We start from the raw sequence: 14702 nt of genomic DNA, 5'->3' as shown, positions 1-14702 counted from the left end.
AGACAAGAAAAACGCTTCCTGTCTTTATTTTTTATACCTATTTTGTTTTATTCAGAAATGGCCTGGTGAACGATCGACTATTTTTTAAAGTGCATATTTGGATAGTTTTTAGCCAATCGATTCAAGTTGCGGCGTGTTAAATTCTTCGGACGCTCCTTGATCATTTTCAATACCTGTTCCCTGCTGGTAGAGGAGTGATGGTTGCTTATCAGATGCTTCAGGCGGAATTCCTTCACCGCGGCATTTTCTGGATCAGAAGTATCAATAACAGACGATACTTCCTTTTTTGTCGTTACGGTGAAGATCAGTGTCGAAGCAACATCTGCCGCAAAGAGAGCCGCTAAAATGACAGGACCTAAATGGTTGGTCGCATCAATAAATTCCTGAATTCCATCCTGAATAACGGGATTGATTACCTTCATCAGAATCAGACAGCCGACACCCCAAAATAAAGAAACCGGTACAGCGACCCGCCCTTCAATATTCAGGGGCACTTTTGTGTAATCCCAAAGCTTCATTCCAAAGAACTTCTCTAACATCCAGCTCGTGATGAACTCAATAATCGTGACGATCACAACAATATTAAAGTATAAGTTCAACAAGGTCCCCGCGTTTTCAGGAACTAAAATCAGTACGGAAGCGACGCCGAAGCCATAGACTGGACAATAGGGACCCAGTAAAAAGCCTCGATACACATAGTGCCTCGCTTTCATTGAACAATAGAAACTTTCCCAGAGCCAGCCAATCATTGAGTAAACTAAGAAAGTCATAAATAAGTGATCCATTCGATTCTTTCCCCCTCTTCTTCTATCTTAAAATAACTATAGCAAAAAAGTTGGAACTATAAAAAGATTTGCCTCTTATGGAGGATTGCGTGTGAACTTTAGACTATTTTGATCCATATCTTGCTCACCAGCCTCGACAGTAGCAGACAGCGCCTTTATTTTTGAAAATAAAAAACCCTTCATCAACGATGCGATGAAGGGTTTTAGGTTATTGATCATTTGTCAAAATTTTCTTAGGTTTTAATAGTTCTACATGATGGATCTGTTCAATGGTCATATGTAAGACGCCTCGTTCCTCTTCGTCGAGATAGATTTGCTCGTCTTTTTGACCGACGAGCTTTCCTACGAGATCATCCAAGTAATTTCCTTCGCTGTCGAGCGCCTCTAGCTGGATCGCCAAGCGTTTGTTTTGGAGAAAGCCTTGCTGCAAGGTCGCACCAATTTCCTCCACCGTCATTTGTTCTTTTTCACTATTGATCCGACTGCGTGCCGCGGATTCCTTGTTTAGTACCGCGGTATGGTCGGAAAGGTAAAACCCGATCCATTTCATCATTCCTCGGTCTTCATAGACCCGCTTGGCTTCCATAAAAAGCTGCTTCGCACTGTCTTCATCATAGATCATGGTTAATCCATTCCTTCCATCCCGCCAGCATGGCCGCCCACCAAGCCGACGCGTCGAATCGCGGTCGCCCCTTCATTCAATGAGTGGGCGCGTACGATCGACGTGAATTTGTAACGGTTGCGGATCTGGGCTATGACATCATCGATCTTCTCCTCTTTGATCGTCTGTAGCGGCTCTTCAAACAGATTCAGCTGTAAACTCCCAGCCGGTCGTAAAGACGAGACCGTAATAGAGATGTTCCGAACCTCTGAACGGTCCCAATATTTTTCAAACAGTGTCCGTGCGACTTGCGTCAGTTCCTTTGACTGGTTAGTAGGAGGGATTTTTACTTGATGATGGAACCCGCCTCGTTTCCCGCTGCCAAAGTAGGCATATGCAATCCCTAAATGGAGCGTGCCGCCCAATACCTCTTTTTTTCGCAGCCGCTGTGCCACCTGTTCACAGATTTCCGCCAATACCGTAAGAATGTCCCCTTTATGGGCATAATTCTTAGGCAGCACTTGGGAATTCCCAATGGATTTTTCCTTCTCAGGGTACAGGTCTTTTTGTGAAAGGACCGAACGATCAATGCCCCATGCATGCATGTAATGCTGCATACCCATCACACCAAAATGATTTTTTAAAATAAACGGATCCGTGTGGGCAAGGTCCCCCATCGTATAAAACCCCATCAGTTGATAGCGCCGTTCCATCCGCCGACCGATGCCGCAAAAGTCACTCAGACGAAGCGGCCAAATCTTTTCCGGTACATCTTGATACCGCCAATGAGCGAAGTGATCGTCTCTGTTTTTTGCTTCATTGTCCATCGCGATCTTTGCCAATAAGGGATTGTCTCCCATCCCTAACGAGGTATAGATGCCGATCTTATCAATGATCTCCTGTTGGATCATCCTGCCGACTTCCTCCGAACTTTTGCCGAATAATTTCCAGCTATGAGTCAAATCGCCAAATTGTTCATCAATGCTATATGTATGAATGTCTTCCTCTGCCATGTACTGCCGAAAAATCTCCTGGATACGCATATGGTATTGAATGTACAACGTCATCCGCGGCGGGACGACATGCAGGTCCGGGTGATTGGGAATCTCAAATCCACGACTGACATTGCTGATGCCTAATTTCTTTTTCGCCATCGGGCTCGCCGCTAACACAAGACCCGCATTCTCTCGATCGCCGCTCATCACGACGAGCATATCTTCCAATGGCTTCAATCCATGCTCGATACACTCCACACTGGCATAAAAACTTTTCGAGTCCATGCAAAAAACATCTCTGACCGGCTCTCCTTCGTAAATGTTACTCAACATATCCACCTCCAATGCAAACATATGTTCGATTTCAGTTTAAGTTTATTCTGGAATTTTGTCAATCATTTGGATAGAACTTTTTTTCGTTGCTTTTCCTCTATTCAACCAAACCACAAAAAAACGTCCGAAGCCTTTTCCTGCTTCGAACGTTCGTCTTGTTTTTACTGCTTACCGCTTCACAAAAACTGTTTCTAATACGCTATAAAAAATACCTGCTACGACAAAGACCACCCAACTGATTCCCCAGCCCCCCAGCATGAAGGACCAAGCAAAATAAATGATCACCACTAGCGGCCAATACACTTTTTGAAAAACATACTTTGCGCGGGCAGATTCCCCGTATTTTTCCTGCATCGCGTTAGGACCTAATTCATCTTCGTCTGCGATAAAATATTTTTCTTTGATGAATTTATCAAAGCTGGCGTAGTTGATGCTTCCGTAAACGATCAAGAATACTCCCAATGCTAAGAAGAAGAACATGAAGGGCAGCCCGTTCTCCGCATAAGTAAAGATTTGGAAAAAGAACAAAGGCGCCACGCTCAATACGCAAAGACAGACACCGAAAACCAAGCTGACTTGGAAACTTTTTTGATAGCCTTGTTTTAACTTTTGCGCTTCTTTGTTGCACTCGACAGGAATGTAGCGGTCATTCAATCCTTTACTGTTTTTAGAAAATTGCATCCCATTGTAGATAATGATACCGACACTGATGGCGAGGAGGATAAAGAACAGCAGCATCCCCACCATCTCCGCACCGGCTATACTGAATCCCAAAAGAGCGCCCACCGCGAGCAGACATCCGCTGATCCCGATGCTCAGACCTTTGGCGTCTCTCTTGCGATGCTCTAAATACTGGTACATTTCCTCTTCTTCGATACCGTTGTCGGGTTCTCTCTCCCGAGTCGCAAACTCCAGCTCCTCCCGCAGCTCATCGACAGAGCCGAATTCACTGATGACTTGACCGATCGCTTCGTGTTCACTTTTTCCTTCATCGATCAGCGCTAAATAATGATCTTCCATGATCGTGAGAATCTCTTGCTTTGCCCGTTGGACTTCCTTCGTATTTGGAAATTCGAGAAACAATGTCTCCACATAATTTTTTATCGTATCCATTTTTTACCCTTCTTTCATAAATCGGTTCACAACTTTTTTAGTTTGCTTCCATTCATTTCGCTTTTCTTCTAAAAAAGTCAGGCCTATATCGGTGATGTGGTAGTACGTGCGCTTTTTTCCATGGGTAACTTCTCCTGGATACGAATGGATATACCCATTTTTCTCCAATCGGTTGAAGGCGGAGTATAAGGTCGTCTCTTTGATCACATAGACTTCCTCACTCACATCGCGAATTTTTTGGGAAACAGCGTATCCATAAGAATCGCCTTCCTTCAATACGGACAAAATGATGACATCATTGTACCCGCGAATCCCATCGCTCGAAATCATTTTGCCACCTCCTGAAATTACTTCATCTGTCGTTGTAATCATTGTACGACAATTACTACGACAGGTAAAGTAAAATATGGGTCATTGATTGAAAATTTTGTCTGGGTATGTCAAAATCAATAACGGAAAGAAGTGAAGACATGAAAGAAATCGCGATTATCGGCGGCGGCATCATCGGCATGACGCTGGCGAATTATATAGATCCAAAAAAATACCACGTGACCTTGTTTGATGAGCCGACAGGACAAGCAACCAGTGCCAGTGCGGGGATCATCTCGCCTTGGTTGTCGAAACGACGCAACAAGCAATGGTACCGATTGGCAAAAGACGGCGCGGCCTTTTTCCCAAAATTGGTCCAAGATTTTCACTTGGATCACACGATCTATCAGCGTTCAGGAACACTGCTGCTGCGGCCTGAAAAACAATTAGACACGCTTTTTACCTTGGCGGAAGAACGAAAAAAAGACGCACCGGAGATCGGCACGATCGAGCGACTTTCAAGGGAACAGACTCACGACGCACTGCCCTTGCTGAAGCCGGCGCCTGCGTTAAAGATCAGCGGCGGCGGTCGCTTAGATGGCAAAGCCTATTTGATTCATATGCGAAAAAAGGCCGAGCATTCGGGCGTCGCCTTCGTTTCTCAGCGTGTGAAGCTGTTGGATGAAAAAACGATCACCTACGCAGAGAAAAAGGACACTTTCGACCAAATTATTTTGACAGTCGGTCCTCATCTCAAAGAGCTGCTGGCACCTCTCGGCTATCAAGCAGACCTGCGTCCGCAAAAGGGGCAACTGCTTGTGTTCCAGACAACGCTAAAAAACAGCGGCGACTTCCCTGTCGCGATGCTGGATGGCGAAGCCGATTTGATCCCCTTTTTAGATGGGAAAATCTTGTTAGGGGCGACCCATGAAAACGACGCGGGCTGGGATCTGAAGGCGACGGATCAGGCATTCAAGCAGCTCACAGAAGGCGCAATGCCCTTTTTGGCGGAACCGGAAAAAATCCTCGCCGCCCCTGCTCATTTTCGTGTAGGGACTCGCGCTTATACTTCTGATTTCGCCCCCTTCTTCGGTTCCTTGACGGACGGGCTGCTGGTCGCCAGCGGGCTAGGTTCTTCGGGATTGACGACGGGGCCGTATATCGGGTATTTGTTGGCACAGTATATGAATACGGGCGAAGCCAACTGGGACGACTACCAAAAAACCATAACGAACTATATCCACACAGAAAAGCGCTGAGATCGAAAAAAGATCCCAGCGCTTTTTTTACATCGGTTTTAAGTTTTTCTCTAAACGTTCCGTCATCCAAGCCAATCGTTTCCCTCTGCCTGCGTCTGTTTTGGCATCAAAATACGCACGGGTATAGGTTTTTTTTACGGAAGGCGACATGTTATGGAAATTTTCCAGCGCTAGTGGTACGGCCTTCAATAAGGCAGCGACTTCGGCGATTTGTTCATCTGTGATCGCTGAAGGCTTCGTCGCATTTTCCCATTGCCCGTTTGCTTTCGCCTCTGCCACCTTCTCCTGACCGAGGGGCGTCATTCGCCCCTGTGCTTCCAGCTTTGCGACGATTTTTTTGTTTTTCTCCGACCATTTACTGTTTTTACGCCGTGGCGCAAAGTATTTTAAGTACGCGTGCTCATCGACTTTTTTCATGACCCCGTCGATCCAGCCGAAGCTCAACGCTTCTTCCAACGCTTCGCCCGCCTTCAGCGTTTTGACGTTTTTTGTTTTGCCGAATGTCAGCCAAACGCCGCCGCTGATCTCGGCATTTTCGGCAAGCCATTCCCGAAAATCGGCTGCCGTCTCAAAGAACACCTTCTTTTTTTCTTCCATATTACTTCTCTATTCCTAGAACGACTGGCGTTGATTTAAAGCCGATGCCCATCCGATCGATCCCCATGTCGATCAATTCCAAGAAATGCTCTCTTGTTCGGATACCGCCGCTGCCTTTGATCTTGATTCGACCGTCGCATTGATCCATCATCAGCCGGATCACCTCATTTGTGGCTCCTTTGCCTTCATAGCCAGTGATAAAGCCCGTACTGGTTTTGACAAAGTCTGCTTCTGCCGCGATCGCACACTCACACCCCTGCCGTATCTGTTCCTCATTCAAGGTGTCTGTCTCAAGAATGACTTTCACTGCGGTGCCGTGGGCATGGCACGCTTCCGTAATCACCCGCAGCTCTCTAGTGACTTCTTCGTATTTCCCACTGCGAAGCCAACCGAAATTCGCCACGATGTCCAGCTCGTAAATGTCTTCACGCTGGCAATACGTCTCTGCCTGCAGCACTTTGGAGGCCGTCGTGCTGGTTCCAAAGGGAAAATCGCAGACCACACAGATCTTCGTGTCCGTTCCAGCCGTCATCTCGGCGGCGATGTCCAGCGAAGATGGATTCACACACACCGTAGCGCAATGATAGTCGATCCCTTCTTGAATGTATTGACGAATCTCTGCTTCTGTAAAATCCGGCTTCAACACGGATTGATCAATGTAGGCGCCTAATTCTTTCACGGACAGCTCACTCGCTTTTTTCATCATTGGTACCCTCCTGTTTTTTAGATTATTTTCTAACAGAACAAGTCGATTTAGGGCAAAGAAAATAACCCTATTCCTTATTATTCAAGTATAGGGTAACCGACGCTCGTTGTAAACGCTATCTTCGTTATGTCGCGCGGCGAACGACGTCTTGTTTTTCCAATTGCTGCTTCCACCCATCCAAAGAAATCGTCTGGCTTTCTTCTCTTTTCATACGCTTGCGATAGGCGGTCGCCGTCTCTCCAGTCATCTTTTTGAACATCCGGCTAAATACCACAAGACTGTTGAACCCAACCTGCCCCGCGATCGTTTCCACGGTCTCTTCGGTCATTGAAAGTAAAAAGGCGGCGCGATTGATTCGGACACCTAGAATGTAGTCTTTGATGCTGCTGTCCATGTGATTGCGAAAGACCCGCGACAAATGACTGCGGTTCACGGATAGCTGACGCGCGATCGCTTCTACGGTCAACTGCTCTGAATAATGCGCTTCGATGTAGGCGACCGTCTCAACAGCCAACGGAGAATATTTTTTGGTCTCGCCTAAATGGCTCTTCCCACCATCCGCGATCAGATCCGCTAAAAACTGATGGGTCAACGCGTTCAAACGCAGCTCATTTTCCATCGTCTCCTCTGAAAAAGAAAGACAGGCCAAGATCGTATCGATGTAATTCTGGATATTGGAGGAGACCATCGTATAGTGGGCGTCTCGAAAATGGGTGTGCTGCAAGATCGTCTCCGCCGCCTCACCGCTAAAGGAAAGCCAGCCATACATCCACGGCTCCTCTCCGTCAGCCAAATAAAACGTAGAATCCCCCGGACGAATCAAAAACAAATCGCCTTTTTTTAAGTGATACTGCTGATTCTTGACCTGATAGGTCCCCCTGCCCTCCATCACGACATGCAAAATATAATTTTGGCGGATCGCTGGACCAAACGAATGGAAAGGCAGCGTTTTGGAGATCCCGCAAAAGTCAAAATGAAGATCAGTGGTTACTTGATGCTGCTCCTTTTTCAAAAAAATGGTTTGCTCCATCTTTTTCCTCCCAACGAATCGTTTCTTTAAATTATACACGAACAAGTGCCCTTTTTTTTACCGAAAACCGAAACTATTGGGGATTCTCCCAATACTCCTGCCCTTCATGCTACCCTAAAAATAAAGCATTCTCTTGCGTATGGAAAGGAATGGTCTTGTGAAAAAGAGTTTGAAACAGCTCATCCAAACATTGCTGATTTGTCTGATCGTCCCTAGCACGCTGCTGTTGCAAAAAATCAATCCATACATCGACTATGCATTCTCCTATCGCAGTATTTTCACCCTGCTGCTCACAGTGATCGTCCCGGTCTTCATCTTTTGGGCCTTAAAAGAATTATGGGGGATTCTCCGAAAAAAATGATCCGTCTCGTTTTGAATTCTCTAAATTTAATAATACTATATCCCACAAAAAAACCGCCAACAGTGAGAACTGCTGGCGGTTTCTGCTACTGATCCTCCTCTGAGATATTCGATAATTTCACGACGCATACGCCCTCGATCTTCTGGATCGACTCTTTTTCTGGATACAAGGGCATCTCCTGGTAGGCTTTTGTCTTCGCGATTTTTTCAAACTTTTCGACAGAACAGCGTTTATAGGTTACCCCTAAATGCAGCTGAAAGAAATTGTACCACGCCTCGATATTGCCCTCGTAAGTTTCCCAGACAGTGCCGAATTTCGCCCCCTCGTTCGCTTTTTTCATGAGCTCAGGGTACGGCGTCGGGTAATTCCCCTTATGTGGCGTCCCCGCGATCAAAAGAGTGGTCTCGTCCTTTCGATAATCAGCACGTTGCTCCAATTGGGCCCAAATGCGATTAGCTAATTGCGTGCTTTGCCGCTGATCGCTCAACATCACCAATGCATCGTTTTGATTCGTCAAACTGTACGTCCACACCAATCCCACGAGTATACTGACAAATAGAGCGGTCAGCCTTCGCTTCTTCTTACCTGAAAAACCAACTGAGCGGTGCCATAAACAGAACAGCCCGATCAGAAATGGAACGATTACTGTCATCCCCGAAGCCATCAATAAATAAACAAAGGTCCCCGGAATCGCCAGCTGGATCACATTTGCGAAAATTGGAAAAATAGCTAAAAGACCCGTCGCCAGAAAGAAAATCGCCGGCGAGCGTTTTATTTGGATGGCGAGAAAGGCAAAAATCAGGAGAGAAAACAGCCCTAAGCCGAAATAGAAATAGCGCTCTCCAAAGGCATTTCTCACAATTTCATCGCCAAAAAAGAATTGATAGCACGTGCGATAGGTCGCCAAGATCGTGCTGTTCATGGCTCTCAGACTGGTGATTGGTGAGAGCTGATCCGCATTCTTATACGCCGCCATCGTCAACTCAGCGCTGAGTAAAGAAAGCTTCAGGATGATCGCGTATACCACCACTCCCGCGGCACTGATCCCAACGAATTTTTTGACACCCGCTAGTACGTCTGTAAAAGTGTGGGTCGGATCAAGCAGATACAGCACCACATAGCCGCCGCCTGCGATTAAAAATGCCCCGAGATTGCTTTGATAGAAACTGATCGACACTGTCAGCAGCAGCAGCCCTGCACCAATCGCCCACAGATTTTTTGGCGCAGACAAAAAGGCGAGGACCGCTGCTAAAATAGCGAAGAGAATCGACAGACTATAAGGAACGGCACAATACGGGTACATCAAAATCATCGCCGTCATGGGAGAACACGTCAGCGTCAAGCAAAGCAAGACACCTAACAAAGGCTGATTTATGGCGAACAGCTTCATCAAAAGAACACCACTCAAGCTGATAAACAGCAGACTCAGCATCGCAGAAAATGCGGCGTTATTCAGCCCGCCTTGCAGCGCATCCGCAACTACCAAGCCCCAGCGGCCTAAACGAAGCTCCCATTCCCCGCTCATCCGATAAAAACCCGCCATCGTCCCATCAGGGGTCATCAACTGATGAGTATAAACGGTGTAATGAACGATAAGGCCTGCAAGATAGCTGATCCCCAGTACTAGAAAATCCTTGCGTTTAAAAGTCGGCACTCCCTTCGTCACTTCGATTCAGCTCCTTTCTTTTCGGTGTCTCGTTGCAACGGAAACCCAGACAGCTCTTTTTTCTTCTCTTTCCAGCCCCGCCATTCGCCGACTTTAAAAGCGTTGATGAAATTTTTATCAAAATTATCGATCCAAAAGTTTTGATTGACGATCGTCGTCGTGTAGGTGGTCGGTCGATCATGCAGAAGGTGCAAATACTGATTGTAGGCGGGATTCACCTCATCGATCGGTTCTTCAATGAAAAGCTCGATCCCGTCCTCCCCACACGACCGAACCTGAACCGTCAACTCGGTCGTATACCGTTCGTCTGAGAGTTGGAGTTTTCCATGATGATCGAGAAACGAGTCGACGCCCTCAGCCGCCTTCAAGTGGATGCGTTCTTCATTTAAATACACCGTCTCAACCTCGATCGCCCCCTCCCCTTCAGGACCAAAGGTGAGTATGCCCTGCAACACCAGATTCCAACGGATAAATTCATTGTCGATCCCCTTTCGCGGCCGGTTGAAGCTGATCCCATAGAAAAAGCTCACGGCGTTTTGGCATAGCCAGAACAAAATAAATACTTGTGACGCCGTCGGGATTGCATAGATATTGAGGATACTTGCCGCGATCGAGACGACGGTCAATAGCAAGCCCACCACGTTGAACACCACGTAGCGCTTGGGCGGCGCTTCATTGATCCGCCAAAAATCTTTCGGGGTCACGACAAAATGCTCTTCCCTGATGCCCACTAATTCTTTAAATAAAGGCCACGCGATATAGGGTGTCAAAATCGTATCGACAAGGTTGCTGTAGGTTCGATTCAAGGATTTTTCCGAAACACAAGACAGGGCCCAATTGTAGATCATGTAGGCCGGCAGCCAAACCAGCAGCAAGAGCAGAATATCTGTGTCCACGATCCTAAAGTTGAACAGCACACTGATGATGGGAATAAACAAAAACGCCAGCTTACGATAAGGCAGCAGCCAATAATTGTATAGAATCAGGTAGCTAAACTTTGAGAGAAGCGACAATTTACTGAAAAGCAGGCGATTGCTTCGGATTCCCTGCACGAAGCCTCTGCTCCAACGAACCCGTTGGTCCTTCAAGTCCTCGATCGTAAAGGGACACAAGCCGTACACATAACTTTCTGAGAGCACACGTCCCAGATAGCCGGCTTTTTGCATTTTGATACTGGAAGAAAAATCCTCTGTGATACTGTCTGTCGACAAGCCGCCTGTGGATTCCAGCGCGTCTCTTGAGATGATCGCATTTGAGCCGCAATAAATCGCCGAGTTAAACGGGACACGAGCACCGTTGACGTGCTTGAAAAAATAATCCTGCTCATTCGGTAAAATGTTGTCCGCGAACAAATTGTATTGAAAAAGATCCAACGTATAGAAATCCTGCGGCGTTTGAACATAGCCGATTTTATACTGATACCCGTTTTCCGCTAATTCCTCGGAATACGCCGCGATCTCTTCGTCTGTATTGTTTTCAGTTTCATAAAAATACGGAACGACCTTCAGCAAAAAATCGCTTTTAGGGATCATATCGCAATCCAAACAAGCCACCAAAGGCGATGACGAATGCTGCAACGCATTGTTCACATTCCCCGCCTTTTTATCGGGGTTGTCTTCTTTTCGCATCCCGATATAGTGAATGTCAAACAGCGCCGCGATATTCTTCATCTCCTCGCGGCAACTATCGTCGCATAAGTACACGTGGACCTTTTTCGTATCAGGATAACTCAAATTTTTGCAGGCATTGATCGTTTTATACAGCAGCTCGTGGCTTTCGTTGTGCGTGGTGATCAAAATATCCACATGAGGATACTGCTCCGGTTCAAGAGGAACCTCTTTCAACGCCTTCTTTCCAGCGATCGTGATGAATTCATAGATCCCCTGTAAATTCGATGAAAACTCAGACAGCAACAGCAGCAACGCTAAAAATAGGGTGTGAAAGCCCCAACGAAACGGCAGCGTGTACCTAAATCGGAATAATAAATAAATTATTTGACTAATGATCGCTAAAAATACAATAATTCTCTTTTTTTTGTCCATCCCAACATTCCCCTTATTTGTTTCATAATCTTTCTTTTATTTTCTCCCACTAACATATAATAATATTATTATATATAAAATAACTATAAATATCGGTAAAAATAGTTTAAAATAATAAGAAATACACAATAAACACTTTATCAATCCCAATAAAAACAGTCAATAAAAACTTTATAGATTATTTATCGAAGCGACTACCAATTACAATCAAATATAATGCTCAATTGACCCGATTATTATAATTTCCATCCGAAGATAGTCAAAAAAAGAAACAGATGTGCCATTCAGGATTCCGCCACGCTTCAACGATCGTCATTTTCTCTTCTATATAATGAGATAAATGCCTGCTCAAAGAAATGAACATTCCGTTAAGACTGGCGCTATAGATGCTCTTTTTCCCTTTAGTAACATGCAACAAAAAGTTAAATAGTCGTCACAGAAAGACGTTATGGAGAAAACGATTTCTTGTTAAACTAAAGATACGTAAAAAAGCGGCTATTCCTTGTCACTTTCTTGAGAAATCGCTACACTTATTGGGACACGAAACATTTCTACTACACAAAAAGTGAGGTTTTTTAAATGCAAATTACAGAAACGCCTTTTGGCAAAGGCTATCAACTGATCACGCTAGAAAATGAAGACGGTTTCCATTTATCTGTCTCTGACTTAGGGGCACGGATCGTTCGTTTAGGTTGGGATAAAGAATTGGTCTTAGGTTTTGATTCAGCCGAAGAATATTTAGAAAAGGATGCGTTTATCGGGGCTTCTATCGGTCGTACCGCTGGACGGATCGAAAACGGCCGCTTTACGCTTGAAGGCAGGGACTATCAGGTCGCGATCGATCCAAAGACGGGGCATTCTCTTCACGGCGGGCAGCCGGGCTTTGAGACGAAAAAATGGGCCTATCGAGTGGAAAATGGGGATGACGAAGCGTCAGTAGTCTTCACCAGTAGCAGTCCTGACGGCGAGCACGGTTTTCCCGGCAACTTGGACATAGAGGTTCGCCACACATTGACGAAAGAGAACGTTTGGCGGGTGACCACTAAAGGAACAAGCGATCAGGCGACCCTGTTTAATCCAACCAACCATGTTTATTTTAATCTGACCGGCGACGTCACTCAGTCGATCGCTGAACACATGCTTTGGCTGAACAGCGACCACTTTGCTTCTTTGCGTCCGGATGTACTTCCAACAGGCGAAAAAGCTCCTGTCACGGGAACACCGCTGGACTTCCAGCACCCACGGCCGCTAGCGGATGTGTTCACCAGCAGCTTTGACCAGACGAAGCAATACAACGGGCTTGATCATCCCTTCTTCTTAAAGGACAGCCTTTTGGAGAAACCGGCCGCGCGATTGACCAGTCCTGACGGCACGACCGAGCTGATCGTCTCAACGGATGCCTCCAGCGTGGTGATCTTCACTGCGAACTTCGGCAATGACGGGCCAGAGCTGCAAGGAAAAAAACTCGCAGATCATGGCGGGATCACTTTTGAAACTCAAATTGCTCCCGGTGCCGAACAATTTCCAGCATTCGGTTCGATCACCCTGCCCGCCCAGCAAACATTTGAAACGACGACTGAATACAAACTACTCATGAAAGAAGGAAATTAATATGGCCAGCACTCGCGAGCTAACGACAACATTTGCTGAAATTTTTGGACCAAAGAAAACCACACACTATTTCTCACCCGGTCGAATCAACTTGATCGGGGAACATACCGACTACAATGGCGGTCATGTCTTCCCCGCTTCGATCACCTACGGAACGTATGGTTCCGCCGCGCCTCGTGACGATAAAAAAGTCTTGGTCTACTCCACCAACTTTGAGGATGTCGGAGTGATCTCCTTTGCCATCGATCAGTTGGCCTACGATAAAAAGGACAATTGGGCAAACTATGTAAAAGGCATGATCCTGAAAATGCAGGAAGCCGGACACACCATCGATCACGGTTTTGAATTACTCGTTGAAGGCACGATCCCCAACGGTGCTGGCCTTTCCAGCAGCGCCTCTTTAGAATTATTAGTGGGTGTTGTTTTAGAGGATCTGTTTGAACTGGATACGGACCGTCTTGAGCTGGTCCAAACCGGTAAAAAAGTAGAAAATGAGTTTATCGGCGTCAATTCAGGGATCATGGATCAATTTGCCATCGGCTTTGGTGATGTGGACCAAGCGATCCTGCTGGATACCAATACTTTGGCTTATGAAATGGTCCCCGTAAAGCTCGACGGCTATGCCATCGTGATCATGAACACCAATAAACGCCGTGAATTAACGGATTCCAAGTACAACGAGCGCCGCAGTGAATGCGAAGAGGCTCTTGCCCGCCTGCAAACGAAGCTAGACATTCACGCCTTGGGTGATTTGGATGAAGAAACCTTTGAAGCAAACACGGAGCTGATCGGTGATGACACCTTGATCCACCGTGCCCGTCATGCGGTGACCGAGAACCAACGGACCTTGAAGGCCAAAGCAGAATTAGAGAATGGCAATCTGGAAGCCTTCGGTCAGCTTTTGAATGCGTCTCACGATTCGCTGCGTCATGAGTATGAAGTGACGGGGATCGAATTGGACACCCTTGTTGACGCGGCCCAGGCACAGGCAGGTGTTTTGGGGGCACGGATGACAGGCGCTGGTTTCGGCGGCTGCGCCATCGCGCTAGTCAAAGAAGACACGATTCCCGCGTTTAAAAACAATGTTTATGACACGTATATGAACACGGTCGGCTATGCGCCTGATTTTTACGTCGCCCACATCGGCAGCGGAACCACGAAACTCGATTAACCGTCTTCTATGAACGCCTTTCCTCTTTTGCGGGGAGGGCGTTTTTTTCTTCCATCGAGAAAACACTCCCCCGCTTCTTTTTTTGCATACTGGATTCTGATAAACTTAAAGACAGAACTTAGG

14 protein-coding genes are annotated in these 14702 nt (G+C 46.4%); 4 read left to right on the top strand and 10 right to left on the bottom strand.

Features of this window, described 5'->3' with window-relative positions:
• Positions 1-77: 77 nt before the first annotated feature.
• The 5 genes from A5868_RS15500 to A5868_RS15480 form a co-directional block, all read right to left on the bottom strand.
• On the bottom strand, positions 78-785 hold the full coding sequence (locus A5868_RS15500) for a putative ABC transporter permease (protein ID WP_086304644.1): 708 nt from the start codon (positions 783-785) through the stop codon (positions 78-80).
• A gap of 208 nt (positions 786-993) precedes the next feature.
• Positions 994-1407, bottom strand: coding sequence for a hypothetical protein (locus A5868_RS15495; protein ID WP_086304642.1), 414 nt, complete (start codon positions 1405-1407; stop codon positions 994-996).
• 2 nt (positions 1408-1409) lie between these two features.
• Positions 1410-2714, bottom strand: coding sequence for a Y-family DNA polymerase (locus A5868_RS15490; RefSeq protein ID WP_086304640.1), 1305 nt, complete (start codon positions 2712-2714; stop codon positions 1410-1412).
• 168 nt (positions 2715-2882) lie between these two features.
• Positions 2883-3827 carry a permease prefix domain 1-containing protein gene (locus A5868_RS15485; protein ID WP_086304639.1) on the bottom strand — a complete coding sequence of 315 codons (945 nt, stop codon included), beginning with the start codon at positions 3825-3827 and terminating at the stop codon, positions 2883-2885.
• Positions 3828-3830: 3 nt separating this feature from the next.
• Positions 3831-4157: a PadR family transcriptional regulator gene (locus A5868_RS15480; protein WP_010778556.1), complete on the bottom strand. Its 327-nt coding sequence runs from the start codon at positions 4155-4157 to the stop codon at positions 3831-3833.
• 140 nt (positions 4158-4297) lie between these two features.
• On the opposite strand from A5868_RS15480, the gene A5868_RS15475 reads away from it, so the two are divergent.
• Positions 4298-5395: an NAD(P)/FAD-dependent oxidoreductase gene (locus A5868_RS15475; RefSeq protein WP_010778557.1), complete on the top strand. Its 1098-nt coding sequence runs from the start codon at positions 4298-4300 to the stop codon at positions 5393-5395.
• A gap of 27 nt (positions 5396-5422) precedes the next feature.
• Here the strand turns inward: A5868_RS15475 and A5868_RS15470 are convergent, their stop codons facing one another.
• The 3 genes from A5868_RS15470 to A5868_RS15460 all read right to left on the bottom strand — a co-directional run bounded on the left by A5868_RS15470 (position 5423) and on the right by A5868_RS15460 (position 7728).
• Positions 5423-5992, bottom strand: coding sequence for a YdeI/OmpD-associated family protein (locus tag A5868_RS15470; protein ID WP_010778558.1), 570 nt, complete (start codon positions 5990-5992; stop codon positions 5423-5425).
• Position 5993: 1 nt separating this feature from the next.
• Complete coding sequence (gene deoC / locus A5868_RS15465; RefSeq protein ID WP_044926833.1) at positions 5994-6695, bottom strand: deoxyribose-phosphate aldolase; 702 nt, start codon at positions 6693-6695, stop codon at positions 5994-5996.
• A gap of 127 nt (positions 6696-6822) precedes the next feature.
• Positions 6823-7728, bottom strand: a complete 906-nt coding sequence (locus A5868_RS15460; RefSeq protein WP_010778560.1) for an AraC family transcriptional regulator — start codon at positions 7726-7728, stop codon at positions 6823-6825.
• Positions 7729-7885: 157 nt separating this feature from the next.
• Here A5868_RS15460 and A5868_RS15455 point away from each other — a divergent pair, with 157 nt between their 5' ends.
• On the top strand, positions 7886-8089 hold the full coding sequence (locus tag A5868_RS15455; protein WP_010778561.1) for a hypothetical protein: 204 nt from the start codon (positions 7886-7888) through the stop codon (positions 8087-8089).
• Between the two features lie 85 nt (positions 8090-8174).
• Here the strand turns inward: A5868_RS15455 and A5868_RS15450 are convergent, their stop codons facing one another.
• Complete coding sequence (locus A5868_RS15450; RefSeq protein WP_086304637.1) at positions 8175-9755, bottom strand: glucosyltransferase domain-containing protein; 1581 nt, start codon at positions 9753-9755, stop codon at positions 8175-8177.
• The gene (locus tag A5868_RS15445) at positions 9752-11797 is read right to left on the bottom strand and encodes a glycosyltransferase family 2 protein (RefSeq protein ID WP_086304635.1); all 2046 of its coding nucleotides are present in this window, start codon (positions 11795-11797) and stop codon (positions 9752-9754) included. Before A5868_RS15445 ends, A5868_RS15450 begins: the two co-directional genes overlap by 4 nt.
• A gap of 579 nt (positions 11798-12376) precedes the next feature.
• On the opposite strand from A5868_RS15445, the gene A5868_RS15440 reads away from it, so the two are divergent.
• On the top strand, positions 12377-13408 hold the full coding sequence (locus A5868_RS15440) for a galactose-1-epimerase (RefSeq protein WP_086304633.1): 1032 nt from the start codon (positions 12377-12379) through the stop codon (positions 13406-13408).
• Between the two features lies 1 nt (position 13409).
• Complete coding sequence (locus tag A5868_RS15435; RefSeq protein WP_086304631.1) at positions 13410-14579, top strand: galactokinase; 1170 nt, start codon at positions 13410-13412, stop codon at positions 14577-14579.
• The last annotated feature ends 123 nt before the right edge of the window (positions 14580-14702 follow it).

This window comes from Enterococcus sp. 12F9_DIV0723, from assembly GCF_002174375.1.
In the GTDB taxonomy this organism is placed as follows: Bacteria; Bacillota; Bacilli; order Lactobacillales; family Enterococcaceae; genus Enterococcus_A; species Enterococcus_A gilvus.
The sequence above is the reverse complement of the archived record's forward strand: the minus strand, read 5'-3'. Positions and strand labels throughout refer to the sequence as shown.

Bases quoted from the DNA above. Each gene is read 5' to 3' on its own strand.
- A5868_RS15445 (WP_086304635.1), bottom strand. From the start codon at position 11,797: ATGGACAAAAAAAAGAGAATTATTGTATTTTTAGCGATCATTAGTCAA.
- A5868_RS15470 (WP_010778558.1), bottom strand. From the start codon at position 5,992: ATGGAAGAAAAAAAGAAGGTGTTCTTTGAGACGGCAGCCGATTTTCGG.
- A5868_RS15435 (WP_086304631.1), top strand. From the start codon at position 13,410: ATGGCCAGCACTCGCGAGCTAACGACAACATTTGCTGAAATTTTTGGA.
- A5868_RS15490 (WP_086304640.1), bottom strand. From the start codon at position 2,714: ATGTTGAGTAACATTTACGAAGGAGAGCCGGTCAGAGATGTTTTTTGC.
- A5868_RS15460 (WP_010778560.1), bottom strand. From the start codon at position 7,728: ATGGAGCAAACCATTTTTTTGAAAAAGGAGCAGCATCAAGTAACCACT.
- A5868_RS15480 (WP_010778556.1), bottom strand. From the start codon at position 4,157: ATGATTTCGAGCGATGGGATTCGCGGGTACAATGATGTCATCATTTTG.
- A5868_RS15495 (WP_086304642.1), bottom strand. From the start codon at position 1,407: ATGATCTATGATGAAGACAGTGCGAAGCAGCTTTTTATGGAAGCCAAG.
- A5868_RS15440 (WP_086304633.1), top strand. From the start codon at position 12,377: ATGCAAATTACAGAAACGCCTTTTGGCAAAGGCTATCAACTGATCACG.
- A5868_RS15500 (WP_086304644.1), bottom strand. From the start codon at position 785: ATGGATCACTTATTTATGACTTTCTTAGTTTACTCAATGATTGGCTGG.
- A5868_RS15475 (WP_010778557.1), top strand. From the start codon at position 4,298: ATGAAAGAAATCGCGATTATCGGCGGCGGCATCATCGGCATGACGCTG.
- deoC (WP_044926833.1), bottom strand. From the start codon at position 6,695: ATGAAAAAAGCGAGTGAGCTGTCCGTGAAAGAATTAGGCGCCTACATT.
- A5868_RS15485 (WP_086304639.1), bottom strand. From the start codon at position 3,827: ATGGATACGATAAAAAATTATGTGGAGACATTGTTTCTCGAATTTCCA.